Origin of the sequence: Citrobacter sp. CK181, from assembly GCF_030333595.1 — a bacterium.
GTDB classification, from domain to species: domain Bacteria; phylum Pseudomonadota; class Gammaproteobacteria; order Enterobacterales; family Enterobacteriaceae; genus Citrobacter_B; species Citrobacter_B koseri.
Genome location: NZ_JAOWFN010000006.1, coordinates 196,332 through 211,398 on the forward strand (window position 1 = coordinate 196,332; position 15,067 = coordinate 211,398).

The 15,067-nt window shown below is 53.4% G+C and carries 14 protein-coding genes; 3 read left to right on the plus strand and 11 right to left on the minus strand.

The genetic code is table 11. The features are described from left to right. Positions 1-106 precede the first annotated feature (106 nt). Positions 107-970: a fumarylacetoacetate hydrolase family protein gene (locus OGW17_RS01430; RefSeq protein ID WP_071257526.1), complete on the minus strand. Its 864-nt coding sequence runs from the start codon at positions 968-970 to the stop codon at positions 107-109. Positions 971-994: 24 nt separating this feature from the next. Beyond that, on the minus strand, positions 995-2,362 hold the full coding sequence (locus tag OGW17_RS01435; RefSeq protein WP_012134145.1) for a 2-hydroxycarboxylate transporter family protein: 1,368 nt from the start codon (positions 2,360-2,362) through the stop codon (positions 995-997). A 333-nt stretch (positions 2,363-2,695) separates the two neighbouring features. Between OGW17_RS01435 and OGW17_RS01440 the strand changes: the two genes are divergently transcribed. Next, positions 2,696-4,333: an ATP-binding protein gene (locus OGW17_RS01440; protein ID WP_071257522.1), complete on the plus strand. Its 1,638-nt coding sequence runs from the start codon at positions 2,696-2,698 to the stop codon at positions 4,331-4,333. Further along, on the plus strand, positions 4,323-5,015 hold the full coding sequence (locus OGW17_RS01445) for a response regulator (protein ID WP_071257520.1): 693 nt from the start codon (positions 4,323-4,325) through the stop codon (positions 5,013-5,015). The genes OGW17_RS01440 and OGW17_RS01445 overlap by 11 nt, the downstream gene beginning before the upstream one ends. Positions 5,016-5,062: 47 nt before the next feature. Here the strand turns inward: OGW17_RS01445 and ispH are convergent, their stop codons facing one another. The 6 genes from ispH to OGW17_RS01475 form a co-directional block, all read right to left on the minus strand. Then, the gene (ispH, locus tag OGW17_RS01450) at positions 5,063-6,013 is read right to left on the minus strand and encodes a 4-hydroxy-3-methylbut-2-enyl diphosphate reductase (RefSeq protein ID WP_286452136.1); all 951 of its coding nucleotides are present in this window, start codon (positions 6,011-6,013) and stop codon (positions 5,063-5,065) included. A 1-nt stretch (position 6,014) separates the two neighbouring features. After that, positions 6,015-6,464 (minus strand): FKBP-type peptidyl-prolyl cis-trans isomerase, encoded by a 450-nt coding sequence (gene fkpB / locus OGW17_RS01455; RefSeq protein WP_071257514.1) that lies wholly within the window; start codon positions 6,462-6,464, stop codon positions 6,015-6,017. A gap of 180 nt (positions 6,465-6,644) precedes the next feature. Continuing rightward, a complete protein-coding gene (gene lspA / locus OGW17_RS01460; protein WP_047459022.1) occupies positions 6,645-7,133 on the minus strand; it encodes a signal peptidase II in 489 nt (162 codons plus the stop codon). Then, on the minus strand, positions 7,133-9,949 hold the full coding sequence (gene ileS / locus OGW17_RS01465; protein ID WP_071257512.1) for an isoleucine--tRNA ligase: 2,817 nt from the start codon (positions 9,947-9,949) through the stop codon (positions 7,133-7,135). Before ileS ends, lspA begins: the two co-directional genes overlap by 1 nt. Positions 9,950-9,986: 37 nt before the next feature. Beyond that, positions 9,987-10,925, minus strand: a complete 939-nt coding sequence (gene ribF / locus OGW17_RS01470) for a bifunctional riboflavin kinase/FAD synthetase (protein ID WP_012134153.1) — start codon at positions 10,923-10,925, stop codon at positions 9,987-9,989. Between the two features lie 25 nt (positions 10,926-10,950). Continuing rightward, entirely contained in the window at positions 10,951-11,151 is a 201-nt protein-coding gene (locus OGW17_RS01475; RefSeq protein ID WP_049008862.1) for a DUF2575 family protein, read from the minus strand. A 102-nt stretch (positions 11,152-11,253) separates the two neighbouring features. Here OGW17_RS01475 and rpsT point away from each other — a divergent pair, with 102 nt between their 5' ends. Next, the gene (gene rpsT, locus OGW17_RS01480) at positions 11,254-11,517 is read left to right on the plus strand and encodes a 30S ribosomal protein S20 (RefSeq protein WP_001518655.1); all 264 of its coding nucleotides are present in this window, start codon (positions 11,254-11,256) and stop codon (positions 11,515-11,517) included. Between the two features lie 97 nt (positions 11,518-11,614). Here rpsT and nhaR read toward each other — a convergent pair whose 3' ends face one another. The 3 genes from nhaR to dnaJ form a co-directional block, all read right to left on the minus strand. Beyond that, entirely contained in the window at positions 11,615-12,511 is an 897-nt protein-coding gene (gene nhaR / locus OGW17_RS01485; protein WP_012134154.1) for a transcriptional activator NhaR, read from the minus strand. Between the two features lie 67 nt (positions 12,512-12,578). Continuing rightward, positions 12,579-13,745, minus strand: a complete 1,167-nt coding sequence (nhaA, locus tag OGW17_RS01490; protein WP_012134155.1) for a Na+/H+ antiporter NhaA — start codon at positions 13,743-13,745, stop codon at positions 12,579-12,581. Between the two features lie 184 nt (positions 13,746-13,929). After that, positions 13,930-15,063: a molecular chaperone DnaJ gene (dnaJ, locus tag OGW17_RS01495; RefSeq protein WP_047463780.1), complete on the minus strand. Its 1,134-nt coding sequence runs from the start codon at positions 15,061-15,063 to the stop codon at positions 13,930-13,932. Between the last annotated feature and the right edge of the window lie 4 nt (positions 15,064-15,067).

A 15,067-nucleotide genomic window follows, 5' to 3' on the forward strand; every position in this document is an offset into this window, starting at 1 on the left:
GATTATTGGCAAACCTTTTGCCGGTTGGCAAGCGACCGACCGACAAAAGGAGACGAAACAAAATTTGTCATTAATCCCATACGCCAAAACGTGTTGGCTCATCGTATTAATGCGCCGCCGCAAAGGCCTGTAGCGGGGCTTCCATGATGACATTACTCAGATGGCCAATGTGCTCAATCTCCACCTCAATACGATCGCCTTCCTGCATGAATAACGGCGGATTCCTCTTTTTCCCTACGCCGCCCGGCGAGCCCGTAATGATGACGTCACCGGAATTAAGACGGGTGAAAGTGCTTATATACTCAATTAATTCAGCAACTTTATGGATCATACTGCTGGTGTTATCTTCCTGTACCATGCGACCGTTGAGCCAGGTGCGGATCGCCAGCTGATGCGGGTCGGGAATTTCATCGGCAGTGACCATCCACGGGCCAAAAGCGCCGGTCTGCCGCCAGTTTTTCCCCGCAGTAAACCAGCTGTGCTGCCAGTCGCGTGCGGAGCCATCCATATAGCAGCTGTATCCGGCGACATGGTCAAGCGCATGGTCGCGGGAGATATTCTCGCCACCGTTACCGATGATCACCGCCAGCTCCCCCTCGTAATCAAACTCATGCGAATGGCGAGGCTTGAGTACCGGCATGTTGTGCCCGGTTTGCGAATCCGCAAAACGAACAAACAGCGTCGGCGCGGGGTCATGCTGATCGAACTCCTGGCGCTTTTCGGCGTAGTTCATGCCGACACAGAGTATTTTTTCCGGTCGCTCTATCACCGGTAAAAAGGTGATTGCATCCATTTTTAGATCGACCGGCGCCTGCGCGAAGCGCCGCACCTGCTCCAGACCATCCCCCTGCAATAGCGCCTTCAGGTCCCGATACTGGTCGCCGATGCGGTTCCCCAAATCAATAACGCCTCCGGCAGTAACGATGCCATAGCTGCGAGTACCCTGATAAAGAAAGCTTGCGAGTTTCATAATTATCAATCCTGCATACTTCAATTAAATAAGAAAGTTACCCAGCACCAGCAGCGAAATGGAAACATTTATCGCCCCGCCGATACGCGTCGCAATTTGTGCGAATGGCATCAGGCTCATGCGGTTGCCTGCGGTTAAAATCGCTACGTCGCCCGTACCGCCTTGCCCACTCTGACAGCAGGAGACAATGGCGACATCAATAGGATGCATACCGATTTTTTTACCAACGAAGAATCCTGTCGCGACCAGCGCAGCAACGGTACTGATAATGACCAGAAGATTGGTCAGGGTGAAGGCGTTCACCAGCTCCTCCCACGGCGTAATGGCGACGCCAACCGCGAACAGAATGGGGTAAGTCACTGAAGTCTGGAAGAATTTGTACACCACCTGCGAACCTTCAAGAACGCGGGGCGATACGCCGTTAACTAACTTGACCAGCACAGCCACAAACAACATGCCAACCGGGGCGGGCAAGCCAATCAGCTTGTGCCCTAACATCCCCAGCATATAGAGCAGTATCGCCAGCAGCGCGCCTGCGGCAATCGTGGTCACATCCGTTTTGCCAGAGACGCCTTCCGCCAGTGACGGCGATTGTTCATCGGCATTCGCACGGTTTGGCATCAATTGACCTTCGCCGGTCAGATGCGGGAAGCGCTTGCCCAGTTGGTTCAGGCAGCCGGAGATGATAATGGCGGTCAGACTGCCCAGCATCACCATCGGTAAGATACGACCGAGCGCCACCCCTTGATCCATGTGTAACAGGGTCGCATAACCGATTGAAAGCGGAATGGCGCCTTCGCCAACGCCGCCGGCCATGATGGGTAAAATAATAAAGAAGAAAATCTGAAAGGGTTCGAGGCCAAGCGCCAGGCCAACGCCCATACCAACAACCATGCCGACGATTTCACCGCATAACATTGGGAAGAAAATACGCAGAAAACCCTGAATCAGCACGGTGCGATTCATACTCATAATACTGCCGACGATAATGCAGCAGATATAGAGATACAGGATGTTGGTAGATTTATAGAATTTGGTCGTCGACTCCACCACCACATCCGGCAGCAGGCCATAGTAAACTAACGCGGAAGGAATAAAGGTCGCGCAAATTGCGGCGGCCCCCAGTTTGCCGACGATGGGCAAACGCTTCCCAAACTCTCCGCAGGCAAAGCCAAAAAAAGCCAGCGTGGCGACCATCACGACAATATCGCTCGGCAGCTTCCCGCCCAGGCAATCAATCGCGATTAATGCGCCGGCCAACAAAAACATCGGTAATGGAATAATACCGATTTTCCATGTATCCATAATGTGCCACCAGCGCTCTTTAAGTGACAAGCGCTGAATGTTTAACGGTTCATGAGTAACAGAGAAAGAATCATCAGTCGTGCTCATTATTAAGCCCTCGGTTATTTTTCAGGGTTAGTTTATGGGCTTCAATATTTACTTTGTGTGAGTGCTGACGAATTCAAAAAGAAGTTTTAATGGTCTCTATAGTTTTAATGGTTTCTATTATTTTATGTGATTTATCTCTTATTTAACGCCGTGGTTTTTATGGTTTCTTTTCAGCGCGTATTTAAAGCAACGTTTGGTAACATCGTTGCGCCTGCGCGCTGCCTACCGCAATATATTCTGCTGTGCAAAAGATCACAGGTTTCTGGCAAAATCGCTTCATTCAGGCCAAAAGATGATACAGTGACGTATCCCTGATGACGATGCCTGAACATTATGAAAGTTTCATTTCAGATCAAACTGTTTATATCGCTGATTGCTTTTTTCTCCATATTATTTGCCTTACTGAGTGGATACTATTATATGCACGTAGAAAAGCAGCTTTATCAGGAGATGGGAGCAAGGGCGAAAATACAGGCGGAAGAAATTGCACTTATTCCGAATTTGCGAAAAGAAGTCGTGGAAAGAGATACCGCGGCGATTCATCAATTTATGCAAAAAATAGCCGCGCATAGCGACGCCAGTTTTATTGTTATCGGAGATAAAGAAGGCATCCATCTGTTTCATTCGGTTTATGCCGACAGAGTAGGAAAAAAGCTGGTTGGCGACGATAACACTGAAGTGCTTCACGGAAAGAGCACCACGACAATTCGCCGTGGCGGCCTGGGCATCTCCCTGCGCAGTAAAGCGCCCATTGTTGACGATCAGGGCGAGGTTATTGGTATCGTCTCCGTTGGATACCTCACCAGTTACCTCAACACCATTACGGTGAATAAAGCCGTCAGTATCCTGGTTGCCGCCATCCTGCTGCTGATATCCCTTTTTGTCTTTTCCTGGTTCTTCACCCGCAGTATTAAAAAACAGATTTTTTCACTGGAGCCGCGAGAGATAGGCCTGCTGGTTCGTCAGCAAAAAGCGATGATGGAATCGATTTATGAAGGGGTAATCGCCATTGATAATAATTTGCACATTGAGGTGATCAATCAGGCTGCCCGCGAGCTGCTGGGTTTAGGTCAGCCTGCGCAGGCGATACGCGGGCAACACATTACCGAAGTGATTACGCCATCCCCCTTCTTCCTTAAAGAGGTAATGCTGAAGAATGACACTCATGATGAAATCTGCCGTTTCAATGAATTGACGGTTATCGCCAGCCGGGTGCGCATCATGCTGGAGAACTCGCTTCAGGGATGGGTGATAACCTTCCGCGATCGCAATGAAATAGACAGTTTGAGCGCTCAGCTAAGCCAGGTAAAACGTTACGTAGATAATTTGCGCATCATGCGCCACGAGCAGCTCAATTGCATGACGACCCTTTCTGGTTTACTGCATATGGGTCGTTACAATGAAGCCATTGATTATATTCAGGCTCAGTCGGAACATGCCCAGGAGCTGCTGGACTTTATCTCATCGCGCTTCAGTTCGCCAACACTGTGCGGCCTGCTGTTAGGTAAAGCGGCAAGAGCGGGTGAAAAAGGGGTGGAACTGAATTTCGATCCCAGCTGCCGGATGGATGGGCCTTTTCCGCCACTTGCGGAATCAGAACTGATTTCGATCCTGGGCAATTTACTCGATAACGCGATCGAAGCAACGCAGCGCTCGCTATTACCGCATGCGCCAGTGGACGTGCTGATCAGACTCAACGAGCATGAGCTGATTATCGAAGTGGCCGATCAGGGAGTCGGTATTAAACCGGAGATTCGCGAGCATATTTTCGAACGTGGCGTCACCACGAAAACCCGGGGCGATCATGGCATTGGATTGTATCTGATTGAAAGTTATGTCACTCAGGCGGGAGGGGTGATAGAAGTCGCTGATAATTCGCCGCGCGGCGCCATATTTACGTTGTTTATTCCCGCTACGGGAATTTCCCGCAGTCCCGTACAGGAACTGGAAGGTACCGATTATGCAACCTGAACTTATCGATGTCCTGATCGTTGAGGACGAGAACGAACTGGCGCAGCTGCACGCTGAACTGATCGACAAACATCCGAGACTCCGACTGGCTGGCATTGCCTCCACGCTTGCCGATGCCCGGCAAAAACTCAACCAGCTGCGGCCTCAGCTACTGCTGCTGGACAACTATCTACCGGATGGTAAGGGTATTACGCTCATCAGCGATCCGTTAGTCATGAACACGAATTGCTCAGTGATCTTTATTACTGCCGCCAGTGATATGGATACCTGTAGCCTGGCGATTCGCAACGGCGCGTTTGACTATATTCTGAAGCCAATCTCGTGGAAACGGCTCAGCCAGTCGCTGGAACGTTTTGTCCAGTTTGCCGAACAGCAGCGGGTATGGAAAATTGTCGATCAGCAAAACGTCGATTCACTCTACCTGTTACAGGCGAAGAATTACCGTCAGGAGAATAGCAGTAAGGGGATTGAAGAAATCACGCTGGCGCTGGTGCAGAAGCTTTTTACAGAAAACAGCACGCGCAGCTTCTCCGTTGACGATGTGGTTGCCGGAACGGGGTTAAGTAAAACCACGGCACGCCGCTATGTTGAACACGGTGTCGAGACGGGGTTTCTTCGCGTCGAGATGCTGTATGGCAAGCCAGGACATCCGCGCAGGATGTATCGCCTGAGCGATACGTAATGGCATAAAAGATGCCGGTCGGATAGCAGACCGGCGTCAAAGCGTAATTACTCTACTTCACGAACATCCACACGCAGTTCTTTCGGCACTTCGAAAACGATGTTCTCTTCGCGGCCTTCCAGCGGAATGGCTTCGCCGCCGCCAAGCTCTTGCAGGCGAGCGATCACGTTCTGCACCAGAATATCCGGTGCGGAAGCGCCAGCGGTCACGCCAACGCACTTCGCCTCTTTCACCCAGGCTTCCTGGATGTCGGTGGCATCGTCGATCAGAAACGCCGCTTTCCCCATACGCTGCGCCAGTTCAGCCAGACGGTTGGAGTTGGAGGAGTTTTTCGAACCGACCACCAGCACAACATCGGCCTGTTCCGCCAGCGCGCGCACCGCTTCCTGGCGGTTCGTCGTGGCGTAGCAAATGTCATCTTTACGCGGCCCGACAATTTTCGGGAAGCGTTGACGCAGCGCGTCAATCACATCAGACGTGTCATCGACGGAGAGCGTCGTCTGGGTCATAAATGAGAGTTTGCCTTCGTTTTTGACATCAAGCGACAAAACGTCGTCCGGCGACTCGACCAGATACATGCCCCCTTCCGGGTTGCTGTACTGCCCCATCGTCCCTTCCACTTCCGGGTGCCCGGCATGACCGATCAGGATTGACTCTTCGCCGCGACGGCTGGCGCGCGCCACTTCCATATGCACTTTTGTTACCAGCGGACAGGTGGCGTCAAAAACGGTGAGATCGCGGCTTTTCGCCTCGTTACGTACCGCCTGGGAAACCCCGTGTGCGGAGAAAATCAGGATCGCGCCGTCCGGCACTTCACTGATCTGCCCGATGAAAATCGCCCCGCGCTCACGCAGGCTATCCACCACGTAGCGGTTGTGCACCACTTCGTGACGGACATAAATTGGCGCGCCGTAAATAGCCAGCGCGTTTTCTACAATGCTGATAGCGCGGTCTACACCTGCGCAAAAGCCGCGCGGGTTGGCCAACAGGATCTGCATTTTACGCCTCCAGTGCCGGATCGATTTCCAGCACTTCAATATCAAAATGAACGGTATGCCCGGACAGCGGATGGTTGAAATCGACGGTAATCGAGTCACCGTTAATTTCGCGGATCACGCCAGGCATCTCACTGCCGTCCATTGCGGTAAAGAGCATAATTGCCCCCACTTCAGGCTCGCCCGCGTCCATAAACTCGCGGCGAGAGAAGTATTGAACCAGGTCCGGGCTCGGTACGCCAAACGCGGCATCCGGCTCCAGAGAAAACGTGGTTTTGTCGCCGTCTTTCAGTCCCAGAAGATGCTGCTCCAGCCCTTCAGACAGGGAGCCGTCACCCAGGCGGAATAGCGCTGGCTTACCATTGTTACGCGTTGACTCAGCGGTAGAGCCATCGTCAAGCTTTAAGGTGAAGTGCACCAGCACCGCACTGTTACTCTGTACTGATTTAGACATGCAGGTTTGCTCACTTGTTTTGGGTCACCTGTTTGCCCGGTGGCGCTTACGCTTACCGGGCCTACAAGAGGCTTGTTTTGGGCTACCTGTTTGCCCGGTGGCGCTACGCTTACCGGGCCTACAAGAATCGCGCTATTTTGTAGGCCGGATAAGGCGCTTACGCCGCCATCCGGCATTTTATTACGCCTGCTTTTTCGGCAGGAAACCCTCCAGCACAATCAACGCCGCACCGATACAAATCGCGCTATCGGCCAGGTTAAAGGTGGCGAAATGCCAGTCGCCGACATAGAAGTCGATCATATCGACAACGAAGCCGTGCCACAGACGGTCGAACAAATTGCCCAGCGCACCGCCAATGATTAACGCATAAGCGATGTTGTTCAGCTTTTGCGTCGCCTTCGAGCGATACATCATCACCATCAGGATAACGCAAATACCGATGGCGATACCGGCAAAGAACCAGCGCTGCCAGCCGCCGCTGTCGGCTAAGAAGCTAAACGCCGCACCATAATTACGCGCGTAGTGCAGATTAAGCGACGGGAACAGCGACACCGTATCCCCCAGAGCAAAGTTCTGGAGGATCAGGTACTTGCTGCCTAAATCGATAATCAGCACGACCACCACCAGCCACAGCCAGCGCAGTCCTGTTGAACAAAGAGGCTTACTCATCAGGCAAACTTACGTTTTTCGCCATCACCGGCGATGTTGCTGACACAGCGGCCGCAGATCTCTGCGTGTTCCGCTACCTTGCCGACATCCGTGGTGTAGTGCCAGCAGCGTGGGCACTTCTCACCTTCGGCTTTACTCAACGCGACTTTCAGCCCTTTGAGCAGTTCGCTCTGCTGCGCATCAGCAGAAGCCTCCGCATAGTCAGCGACTTTCGCGCCAGAGGTCAACAGGACAAATCGTAATTCATCGCCCAGTGCAGTCAGCTTCACCGCCAGTTCCGGTTCAGCGTACAGGGTGACAGCCGCTTCGAGAGAACCACCGACTTTCTTGTCCGCACGCGCCTGCTCGATAACCTTGTTCACTTCGCCACGCACTTTCAGCAGCTCGTCCCAGTAAGCGTCATTCATCGCTTCGGTTTCGCCTAAGCCAAACAGACCTTCATACCACTCACCGGTAAAGACGTACTTCTCACGATCGCCTGGCAGATAACCCCAGATTTCATCTGCGGTGAAGGACATGATCGGCGCCATCCAGCGCACCAGCGCTTCTGCGATATGGTACAGCGCACTCTGGCAACTACGACGCGCCACGCTGTCGGCTTTCGCGGTGTACTGGCGGTCTTTGATGATGTCGAGGTAGAACGAGCCCATCTCAACGGAGCAGAAGCGCATCAGACGCTGTACCACTTCGTGGAAATCATAGGCTTCGTAGGCTTTCAGGATATCGTCCTGCGCCGCTTTCGCGCAGCCCACCGCCCAGCGATCCAGCACCACCATCTCTTCCGGTTTCACCATATCTTTTACCGGATCAAACCCGTTCAGGTTCGCCAGCAGGAAGCGCGCTGTGTTGCGGATACGACGATAGCTGTCGGCAGCGCGTTTCAGGATCTCGTCGGAAACGGCCATTTCGCCGGTGTAGTCGGTAGACGCCACCCACAGACGCAGGATATCCGCGCCCAGTTTGTTCATCACATCCTGCGGAGAAACGGTGTTACCGATGGATTTGGACATTTTGCGGCCCTGACCATCCACGGTGAAGCCGTGGGTCAGTACCTGACGGTACGGCGCTTTGCCCTTCATCGCAGTGGAGATCATCAGGGAGGACATGAACCAGCCGCGATGCTGGTCGGAACCTTCCAGATACATATCCGCCGCATGACCGGCAAACTCAGGACGCACATCGACCACAGAAGCGTGCGTCGAACCGGAGTCAAACCAGACGTCCAGCGTATCCGGCACTTTCACGTACTGGTCAGCGTCGTCGCCGAGGATCTCTTTCGGATCGAGGTCCCACCATGCCTGAATGCCGTCCACTTCAACGCGCTTCGCCACTTCTTCCATCAGTTCGATGGCGCGCGGGTGCAGCTCTTCGGTGTCTTTATGTACGAACAGAGACATCGGCACGCCCCAGGTACGCTGACGGGAAATACACCAGTCAGGACGGTTCGCAACCATTGATTCAATACGTGCCTGACCCCAGTCCGGGATCCACTGTACGCCTTTGATCTCTTTCAGCGACTGCTCGCGCAGGCCTTTCTGATCCATGCTGACGAACCACTGCGGCGTCGCACGGAAGATGATCGGCGTTTTGTGACGCCAGCAGCACGGATAGCTGTGTTGCAGCTTCTCAACGTGCAGCAGCGCGCCTTTTTCACGCAGCAGCGCAACGACGATATCGTTCGCTTTGAAAACGTTCACACCATCGAGCGTCGGATACGTGCCTGGCAGGTAAGCGCCGTCCGGTCCGACCGGGTTAGCGGTTTCCAGACCGTATTTTTGACCGATGACATAGTCGTCCGGGCCATGACCAGGCGCGGTATGCACCGCCCCCGTACCGGCATCCAGCGTGACGTGATCGCCGAGGATCGCCGGAACGTCGAAGTCCATAAACGGATGGGTAAAGCGCAACAGCTCCAGCTCCGCGCCTTTTACGGTGCCGAGGACGGTATAGTCAGCCGCGCCAAGGCGCTGCATCACGCTTTCCACCAGGTCTTTCGCCAGAATCAGCGCCTGGCCATCAATTTGTACCAGCGCATAATCAAAATCCGGCGCCAGAGAGATCGCGCGGTTCGCAGGTAACGTCCACGGGGTGGTGGTCCAGATAACCAGCGAGATCGGGCCATTGACGCTGGAAACGCCAAACGTCGCTTTCACCGCATCCTGGTCAGCGGCGTGGAACGCCACGTCGATAGACGGAGATGTTTTGTCATAATATTCAACTTCCGCTTCCGCCAGCGCGGAACGGCAGTCCACGCACCAGTGCACCGGCTTCGCGCCTTTATGCAGATGGCCGTTGCCGATGATTTTACCCAGCGCGCGAATGATGTTGGCTTCAGTTTTGAAGTCCATCGTCAAATACGGATGCGACCAGTCGCCCAGCACGCCCAGACGGATGAAGTCTTTACGCTGGCCGTCAACCTGGGTGGCGGCGTATTCGCGACACTTCGCACGGAATTCCGCAGCCGTGAATTTTTCGCCCGGCTTACCGTATTCCTGCTCGACTTTCAGCTCGATCGGCAGACCGTGGCAGTCCCAGCCCGGAACGTAAGGCGAGTCAAATCCCGCGAGTCCTTTGGACTTCACGATAATGTCTTTCAGAATCTTGTTAACCGAGTGACCAATATGAATGCTGCCATTCGCATAAGGAGGGCCATCATGCAGAATGAAGGTTTTTTTGCCTTTTTTGGCCGCACGAATGATGCCGTACAGGTCATCATCGGTCCAACGCGCCAGCATTCCCGGTTCACGCTTGGCGAGATCGCCGCGCATCGGGAACCCTGTTTCCGGCAAATTCAGGGTTGATTTATAGTCACTCATCAGATTCTCGGTTCCGTATTTAAAACTCGTATAGGCATTAAGCCGGTTTTGATAGCCCAAAAAAATCGCGGGCAGTTAACTCATCACGCGCAATCTGCGCTTTTAGTTCATCCAGCGACGCGAATCGCTGTTCGTTGCGTATTTTTTTACGCAGTATTACATCTATATGGCGACCATAGAGGTCCATTACAACGTCCAGCAGATGCACTTCTAACTGTTGGCGTACGCCTGCCACTGTCGGACGCGTGCCGATATTGGCAACGCCAGGCATGGGTTTATCACCCAGCCCCATCACTTCCACCGCATAAACCCCTTTTACCGGGGAGACCTGACGACGCAGCGGTAAATTCGCCGTCGGGAAACCAATGGTGCGCCCTAACTCATCGCCGTGGACGACACGCCCGGAGATGGTAAACGGATGCCCCAGCAAACTTTCAGCCAGCGGCAGGTTGTCCTCCGCCAGCGCCTGACGCACGGCCGTACTGCTGATGCGTACGCCACCTTCGCAAAAGGTCTGCGTGTTGGTGATGTCAAAACCGTACTCCGCTCCGGCTTTCTGTAATAACAAGAAATCGCCTTCGCGACCAGCGCCAAAACGGAAATCATCACCGACAGCGAGGAACCGCACGCCGAGACGCTTCACCAGCAGATCGCTGATAAAGTTTTGTGCGGTCAGGGCGGCAAAGCGGCGATCGAAGCGTACGCACAGCACGTAGTCCACGCCGCATTCCGCCAGGTAACGCAGTTTTTCCCGCAGGCGGGTCAGGCGCGCAGGGGCCTTTTCCGTAGCGAAGAGTTCCAGCGGCTGCGGTTCGAAAATCATTACCATCACTGGTAAACCCCGCTTGCGCCCTTCTTCCCGCAAGCCCTGCAGCAATGCACGATGGCCACGATGCACACCGTCGAAATTACCAATAGTCAGCACACACCCATGCGGGGCCTGACTGAGATTATGTATGCCGCGTATCAGCTTCATGTCTGGCTCAAAACAGTGAAAATCGTCAGAGTATACCTTGTACAGCGGTCAAGGTTAACCGACGATTGCCCCTGTGAAACATAAAGAAGATTGTTTTCATTGTTATGGGGCAAATCAGAACAAGAAACTGCCCATTCAATGTAATTTTTATCGTGGAAAAGCTGTATTCACGACCCGCAAGCTGGTAGAATCCTGCGCCATCACTACGTAACGAGTGCCGCCATATTAACGGCGCTTATTTGCACAAATCCATTGACAAAAGAAGGCTAAAAGGGCATATTCCTCGGCCTTTGAATTGTCCATATAGAACACATTTGGGAGTTGGACCTTGGCTAATATCAAATCAGCTAAGAAGCGCGCCGTTCAGTCTGAAAAGGCTCGTAAGCACAACGCAAGCCGTCGCTCTATGATGCGTACTTTCATCAAGAAAGTATACGCAGCTATCGAAGCTGGCGACAAAGCTGCTGCACTGAAAGCATTTAACGAAATGCAACCGATCGTGGACCGTCAGGCTGCTAAAGGTCTGATCCACAAAAACAAAGCTGCACGTCATAAAGCAAACCTGACTGCACAGATCAACAAACTGGCTTAATCGCCCGCTTGTTATCAGCTTTGTAAAAAAGCCCGCGCAAGCGGGTTTTTTTATGTCTGCCGGATGGCGGGCAAACGCCTTATCCGGCCTGTAGCGCTTACCCTTTGTGGCTAAATAGCGCCGAATAATCCGCGTGACAAATACGCTGTACGGCCGGGTGCTGAATCATCCTCTCGGCAAAAATGGCGTGATACTCTTCCATGACGTTTTCCACACGGCCAATCTCAACGATCGACTCATCGGCGTAAAAGTCATGCGCATAGAGCGTCGGCGCGACGAAAATCGCATTGTGGGTAGCGCCAAACGCTTTCATCAGCGCCGCATCATCAAACTCGCCGAGGATTTCGACATTTAAGCCCTGCGAATTAAACCAGTTTAATAATTTGCGACCGAGCATAGAGCGACGGCCAGGGATCAGCAGCCGACGCTCTTCCAGACACGCCGGGAAGGGTTTTGCAGGCAGTGGTTTCGTACACCAGAAGCTCACGCTGCATTCACCTATCTTCACCGAAAACAGCCCTTCCTGCTGGGTAGAGTCGATTGGGCAATCCGAGATAATCATATCCAGCTTATGCTGGCTAAGCTGCTCAAGCAGCATCTCATGGGTGGATTCAAAACAGCGCAAATGAATTTGTTCGTCGTCAACCACGGCCGCATCCAGCACATTGCTGACCAGACGTTTTGACAACGCATCCGCCACGCCGACATCAAACAGCAGGTTAGACTCTTTGCGGTAGTTAACGATATCCAGCATTTCCTGGCTTAAGGTAAACATTTTGTCCGCATAGCGAAACACCAGTTCCCCTAATTCACTGGGCTCCAGCCCACGCCCTTTACGCTTGAATAATTTTCCCTGCAAGCGCTCCTCAAGGGCTTTGATCTGACCGGTGATAGTTTGCGGCGTCAGGTAAAGCGCTTCTGCCGCCCCGACAACGGAACCTTCTTTATACACATGCCAAAAATAATAAAGGTGGTTGTAGTTAATATGAGACATGCTCACTCCTCTCCCTGATCTGTGTCGCAAGGGGGGCCACATCAGCCCCCCAACCCTCTGTCCCCACTCAGACCACCGGGCTTAAACGTGTACGTAACCAGCTGTAGCCGATCACTGCCGAAAGCAGAGAACCAATCAAAATCCCCAGCTTCGCCCAGTTAATCAGTGCCGGATCTACACTACCAAACGCCAGACTGGCGATGAAAATCGACATCGTAAAACCGATCCCGCACAGAATACCGACTGCCATTATTTGCTGAAAACGTGTTCCTTCCGGCAGCTTCGCCAGTTTGAGACGCAGCGCCAGCCAGCAAAACAGGCTAATCCCCAGCGGTTTACCGATCAGCAACCCGGCAATGATTCCCAGCGGGAGTATTGAGGTCAGCCCGTCAAGCGTTACCCCCTGTAGCGAGACGCCCGCATTGGCGAAGGCGAACAGCGGCAGAATCAGATACGCCACCCACGGGTGCAGCACATGTTCCAGACGCTTCGCCGGAGAACGACCATGCTTCTCCTTCAATGGGATGAAGAAGCCGACGATCACCCCGGCAAGAGTGGCATGAACGCCAGATTTCAATACGGCAGTCCACAGCACCACGCCGACCAGGATATAAACCCCTGTTCGTCTGACATCACACAGGTTCAGCACGGCCAGAAGCACAATCGCAAATGCCGCCACCCCCAGCGAGACCATCGAAAGATCGCTGGTGTAGAACAGCGCAATGATCACAATCGCGCCCAGATCGTCAATAATAGCCAGCGCCATCAGGAATATCTTCAACGCCAGCGGCACCCTGCTGCCCAGCAAGGCCAATACGCCCAGCGCAAAAGCAATATCCGTTGCCGCCGGGATCGCCCAGCCTTCGCGCGTAATCGGGTCGGAATAGTTAAAAGCCAGATAGAGCAGCGCCGGAACAATCATACCGCCAATGGCGGCAATCACCGGAAACGCCGCCTGACGTAAACTGGCAAGCGAGCCCTGCATAAGCTCACGCTTGACCTCCAGACCAATCAGCAGGAAAAATACCGCCATTAGCGCGTCGTTGATCCACAGCAGCATATTTTTGTTGATCTCAAGCGCCCCAACCCGTAGCTGAACGGGCGTCTCCAGAAAGGCGTGATACCATCCGCTGGTGAATCCGCTGTTCGCCATCAGCATAGCCAGCACAGCGGCGATAATGAGAATGATGCCCCCGGAGGCATCACTGCTAAAAAAACGATGCAGGTGTTTCACTTTTTATTCTCTCAATATAATCAAACCTCGTGGCGTCTATCTTACCTCGCATGATCTATCGTTAAAATTAGATTATTTATGGTGAAATGTTCGGTTTTTACGAAATAAAATAATCGCCGCCGACAAACAAAAAAAGCCCGGGATTGTGCAATCCCGGGCTTTTTATGCAATGTAACAACGGTGATTAACGCGTCAAATCGTCAAAGAACTTCTTCACGCCGTCGAAGAAACTCTTCGAACGCGGGCTGTTTTTCTCGCCTGTCGGGCCACCGAAGCTTTCTTGCAGATCTTTCAGCAACTGCTTCTGCTTCTCGTTCAGACCTACCGGCGTTTCGACCACAACACGGCACAGCAGATCGCCCTGCGCGCCGCCGCGTACGGATTTCACGCCTCTTCCGCGCATACGGAACAGCTTGCCGGTTTGCGTTTCGTGCGGCACTTTCAACTTCACACGGCCATCCAGCGTCGGGACTTCAATCTCACCACCCAGCGCTGCCATTGCAAAGTTAATCGGCACTTCGCAATACAGGTTGTTGCCTTCACGCTCGAAGATCGGGTGCTGCTTCACCTGCACCTGAACGTACAGATCGCCCGCTGGCGCACCATGCTCGCCCGCTTCACCTTCGCCGGAGAGACGAATACGATCGCCGGTGTCCACACCCGCCGGGATTTTAACCGACAGGGTTTTGGTTTTCTCTACGCGGCCATGACCGTGGCATTTGTTGCACGGATCTTTAATCAGCGTACCGCGCCCCTGACAGTGCGGGCAGGTTTGCTGCACGGCGAAGAAGCCCTGACGCATCTGCACCTGGCCGGAGCCATGACAGGTTGGACAGGTCTGCGGCTGAGTACCTGCTTTCGCACCGCTGCCGTGGCAAACGTCGCACTCTTCCAGCGTCGGAATACGGATCTCTTTGGTCACGCCACGTACGGCTTCTTCCAGGGTGAGATCCATGTTGTAACGTAAATCAGCACCACGCGCTGCGCGCTGACGACCACGTCCGCCGCCAAAGATATCGCCGAAAACGTCACCAAAGATATCGCTGAAGTCAGCACCGCCGCCGAAGCCGCCGCCAAATCCACCACCGCCCTGTTCAAACGCGGCGTGCCCGTACTGATCGTATGCCGCACGTTTTTGCGCATCGGTCAGAACTTCGTAGGCTTCCTTGATCTCTTTGAACTTGGCCTCGGCCTCTTTATCACCCTGGTTACGGTCCGGGTGATATTTCATGGCCAGGCGTTTGTACGCCTTTTTGATTTCACGCTCTTCCGCTGTTTTGGAAACGCCTAAAATCTCGTAATAGTCTTGCTTAGCCATCTTG

Coding starts and splice junctions, on each gene's coding strand:
- OGW17_RS01445 (WP_071257520.1), top strand. CDS start 4,323: ATGCAACCTGAACTTATCGATGTCCTGATCGTTGAGGACGAGAACGAA.
- lspA (WP_047459022.1), bottom strand. CDS start 7,133: ATGAGTAAGCCTCTTTGTTCAACAGGACTGCGCTGGCTGTGGCTGGTG.
- OGW17_RS01430 (WP_071257526.1), bottom strand. CDS start 970: ATGAAACTCGCAAGCTTTCTTTATCAGGGTACTCGCAGCTATGGCATC.
- OGW17_RS01435 (WP_012134145.1), bottom strand. CDS start 2,362: ATGAGCACGACTGATGATTCTTTCTCTGTTACTCATGAACCGTTAAAC.
- fkpB (WP_071257514.1), bottom strand. CDS start 6,464: ATGTCTAAATCAGTACAGAGTAACAGTGCGGTGCTGGTGCACTTCACC.
- ribF (WP_012134153.1), bottom strand. CDS start 10,925: ATGAAGCTGATACGCGGCATACATAATCTCAGTCAGGCCCCGCATGGG.
- nhaR (WP_012134154.1), bottom strand. CDS start 12,511: ATGTCTCATATTAACTACAACCACCTTTATTATTTTTGGCATGTGTAT.
- dnaJ (WP_047463780.1), bottom strand. CDS start 15,063: ATGGCTAAGCAAGACTATTACGAGATTTTAGGCGTTTCCAAAACAGCG.
- ileS (WP_071257512.1), bottom strand. CDS start 9,949: ATGAGTGACTATAAATCAACCCTGAATTTGCCGGAAACAGGGTTCCCG.
- ispH (WP_286452136.1), bottom strand. CDS start 6,013: ATGCAGATCCTGTTGGCCAACCCGCGCGGCTTTTGCGCAGGTGTAGAC.
- OGW17_RS01440 (WP_071257522.1), top strand. CDS start 2,696: ATGAAAGTTTCATTTCAGATCAAACTGTTTATATCGCTGATTGCTTTT.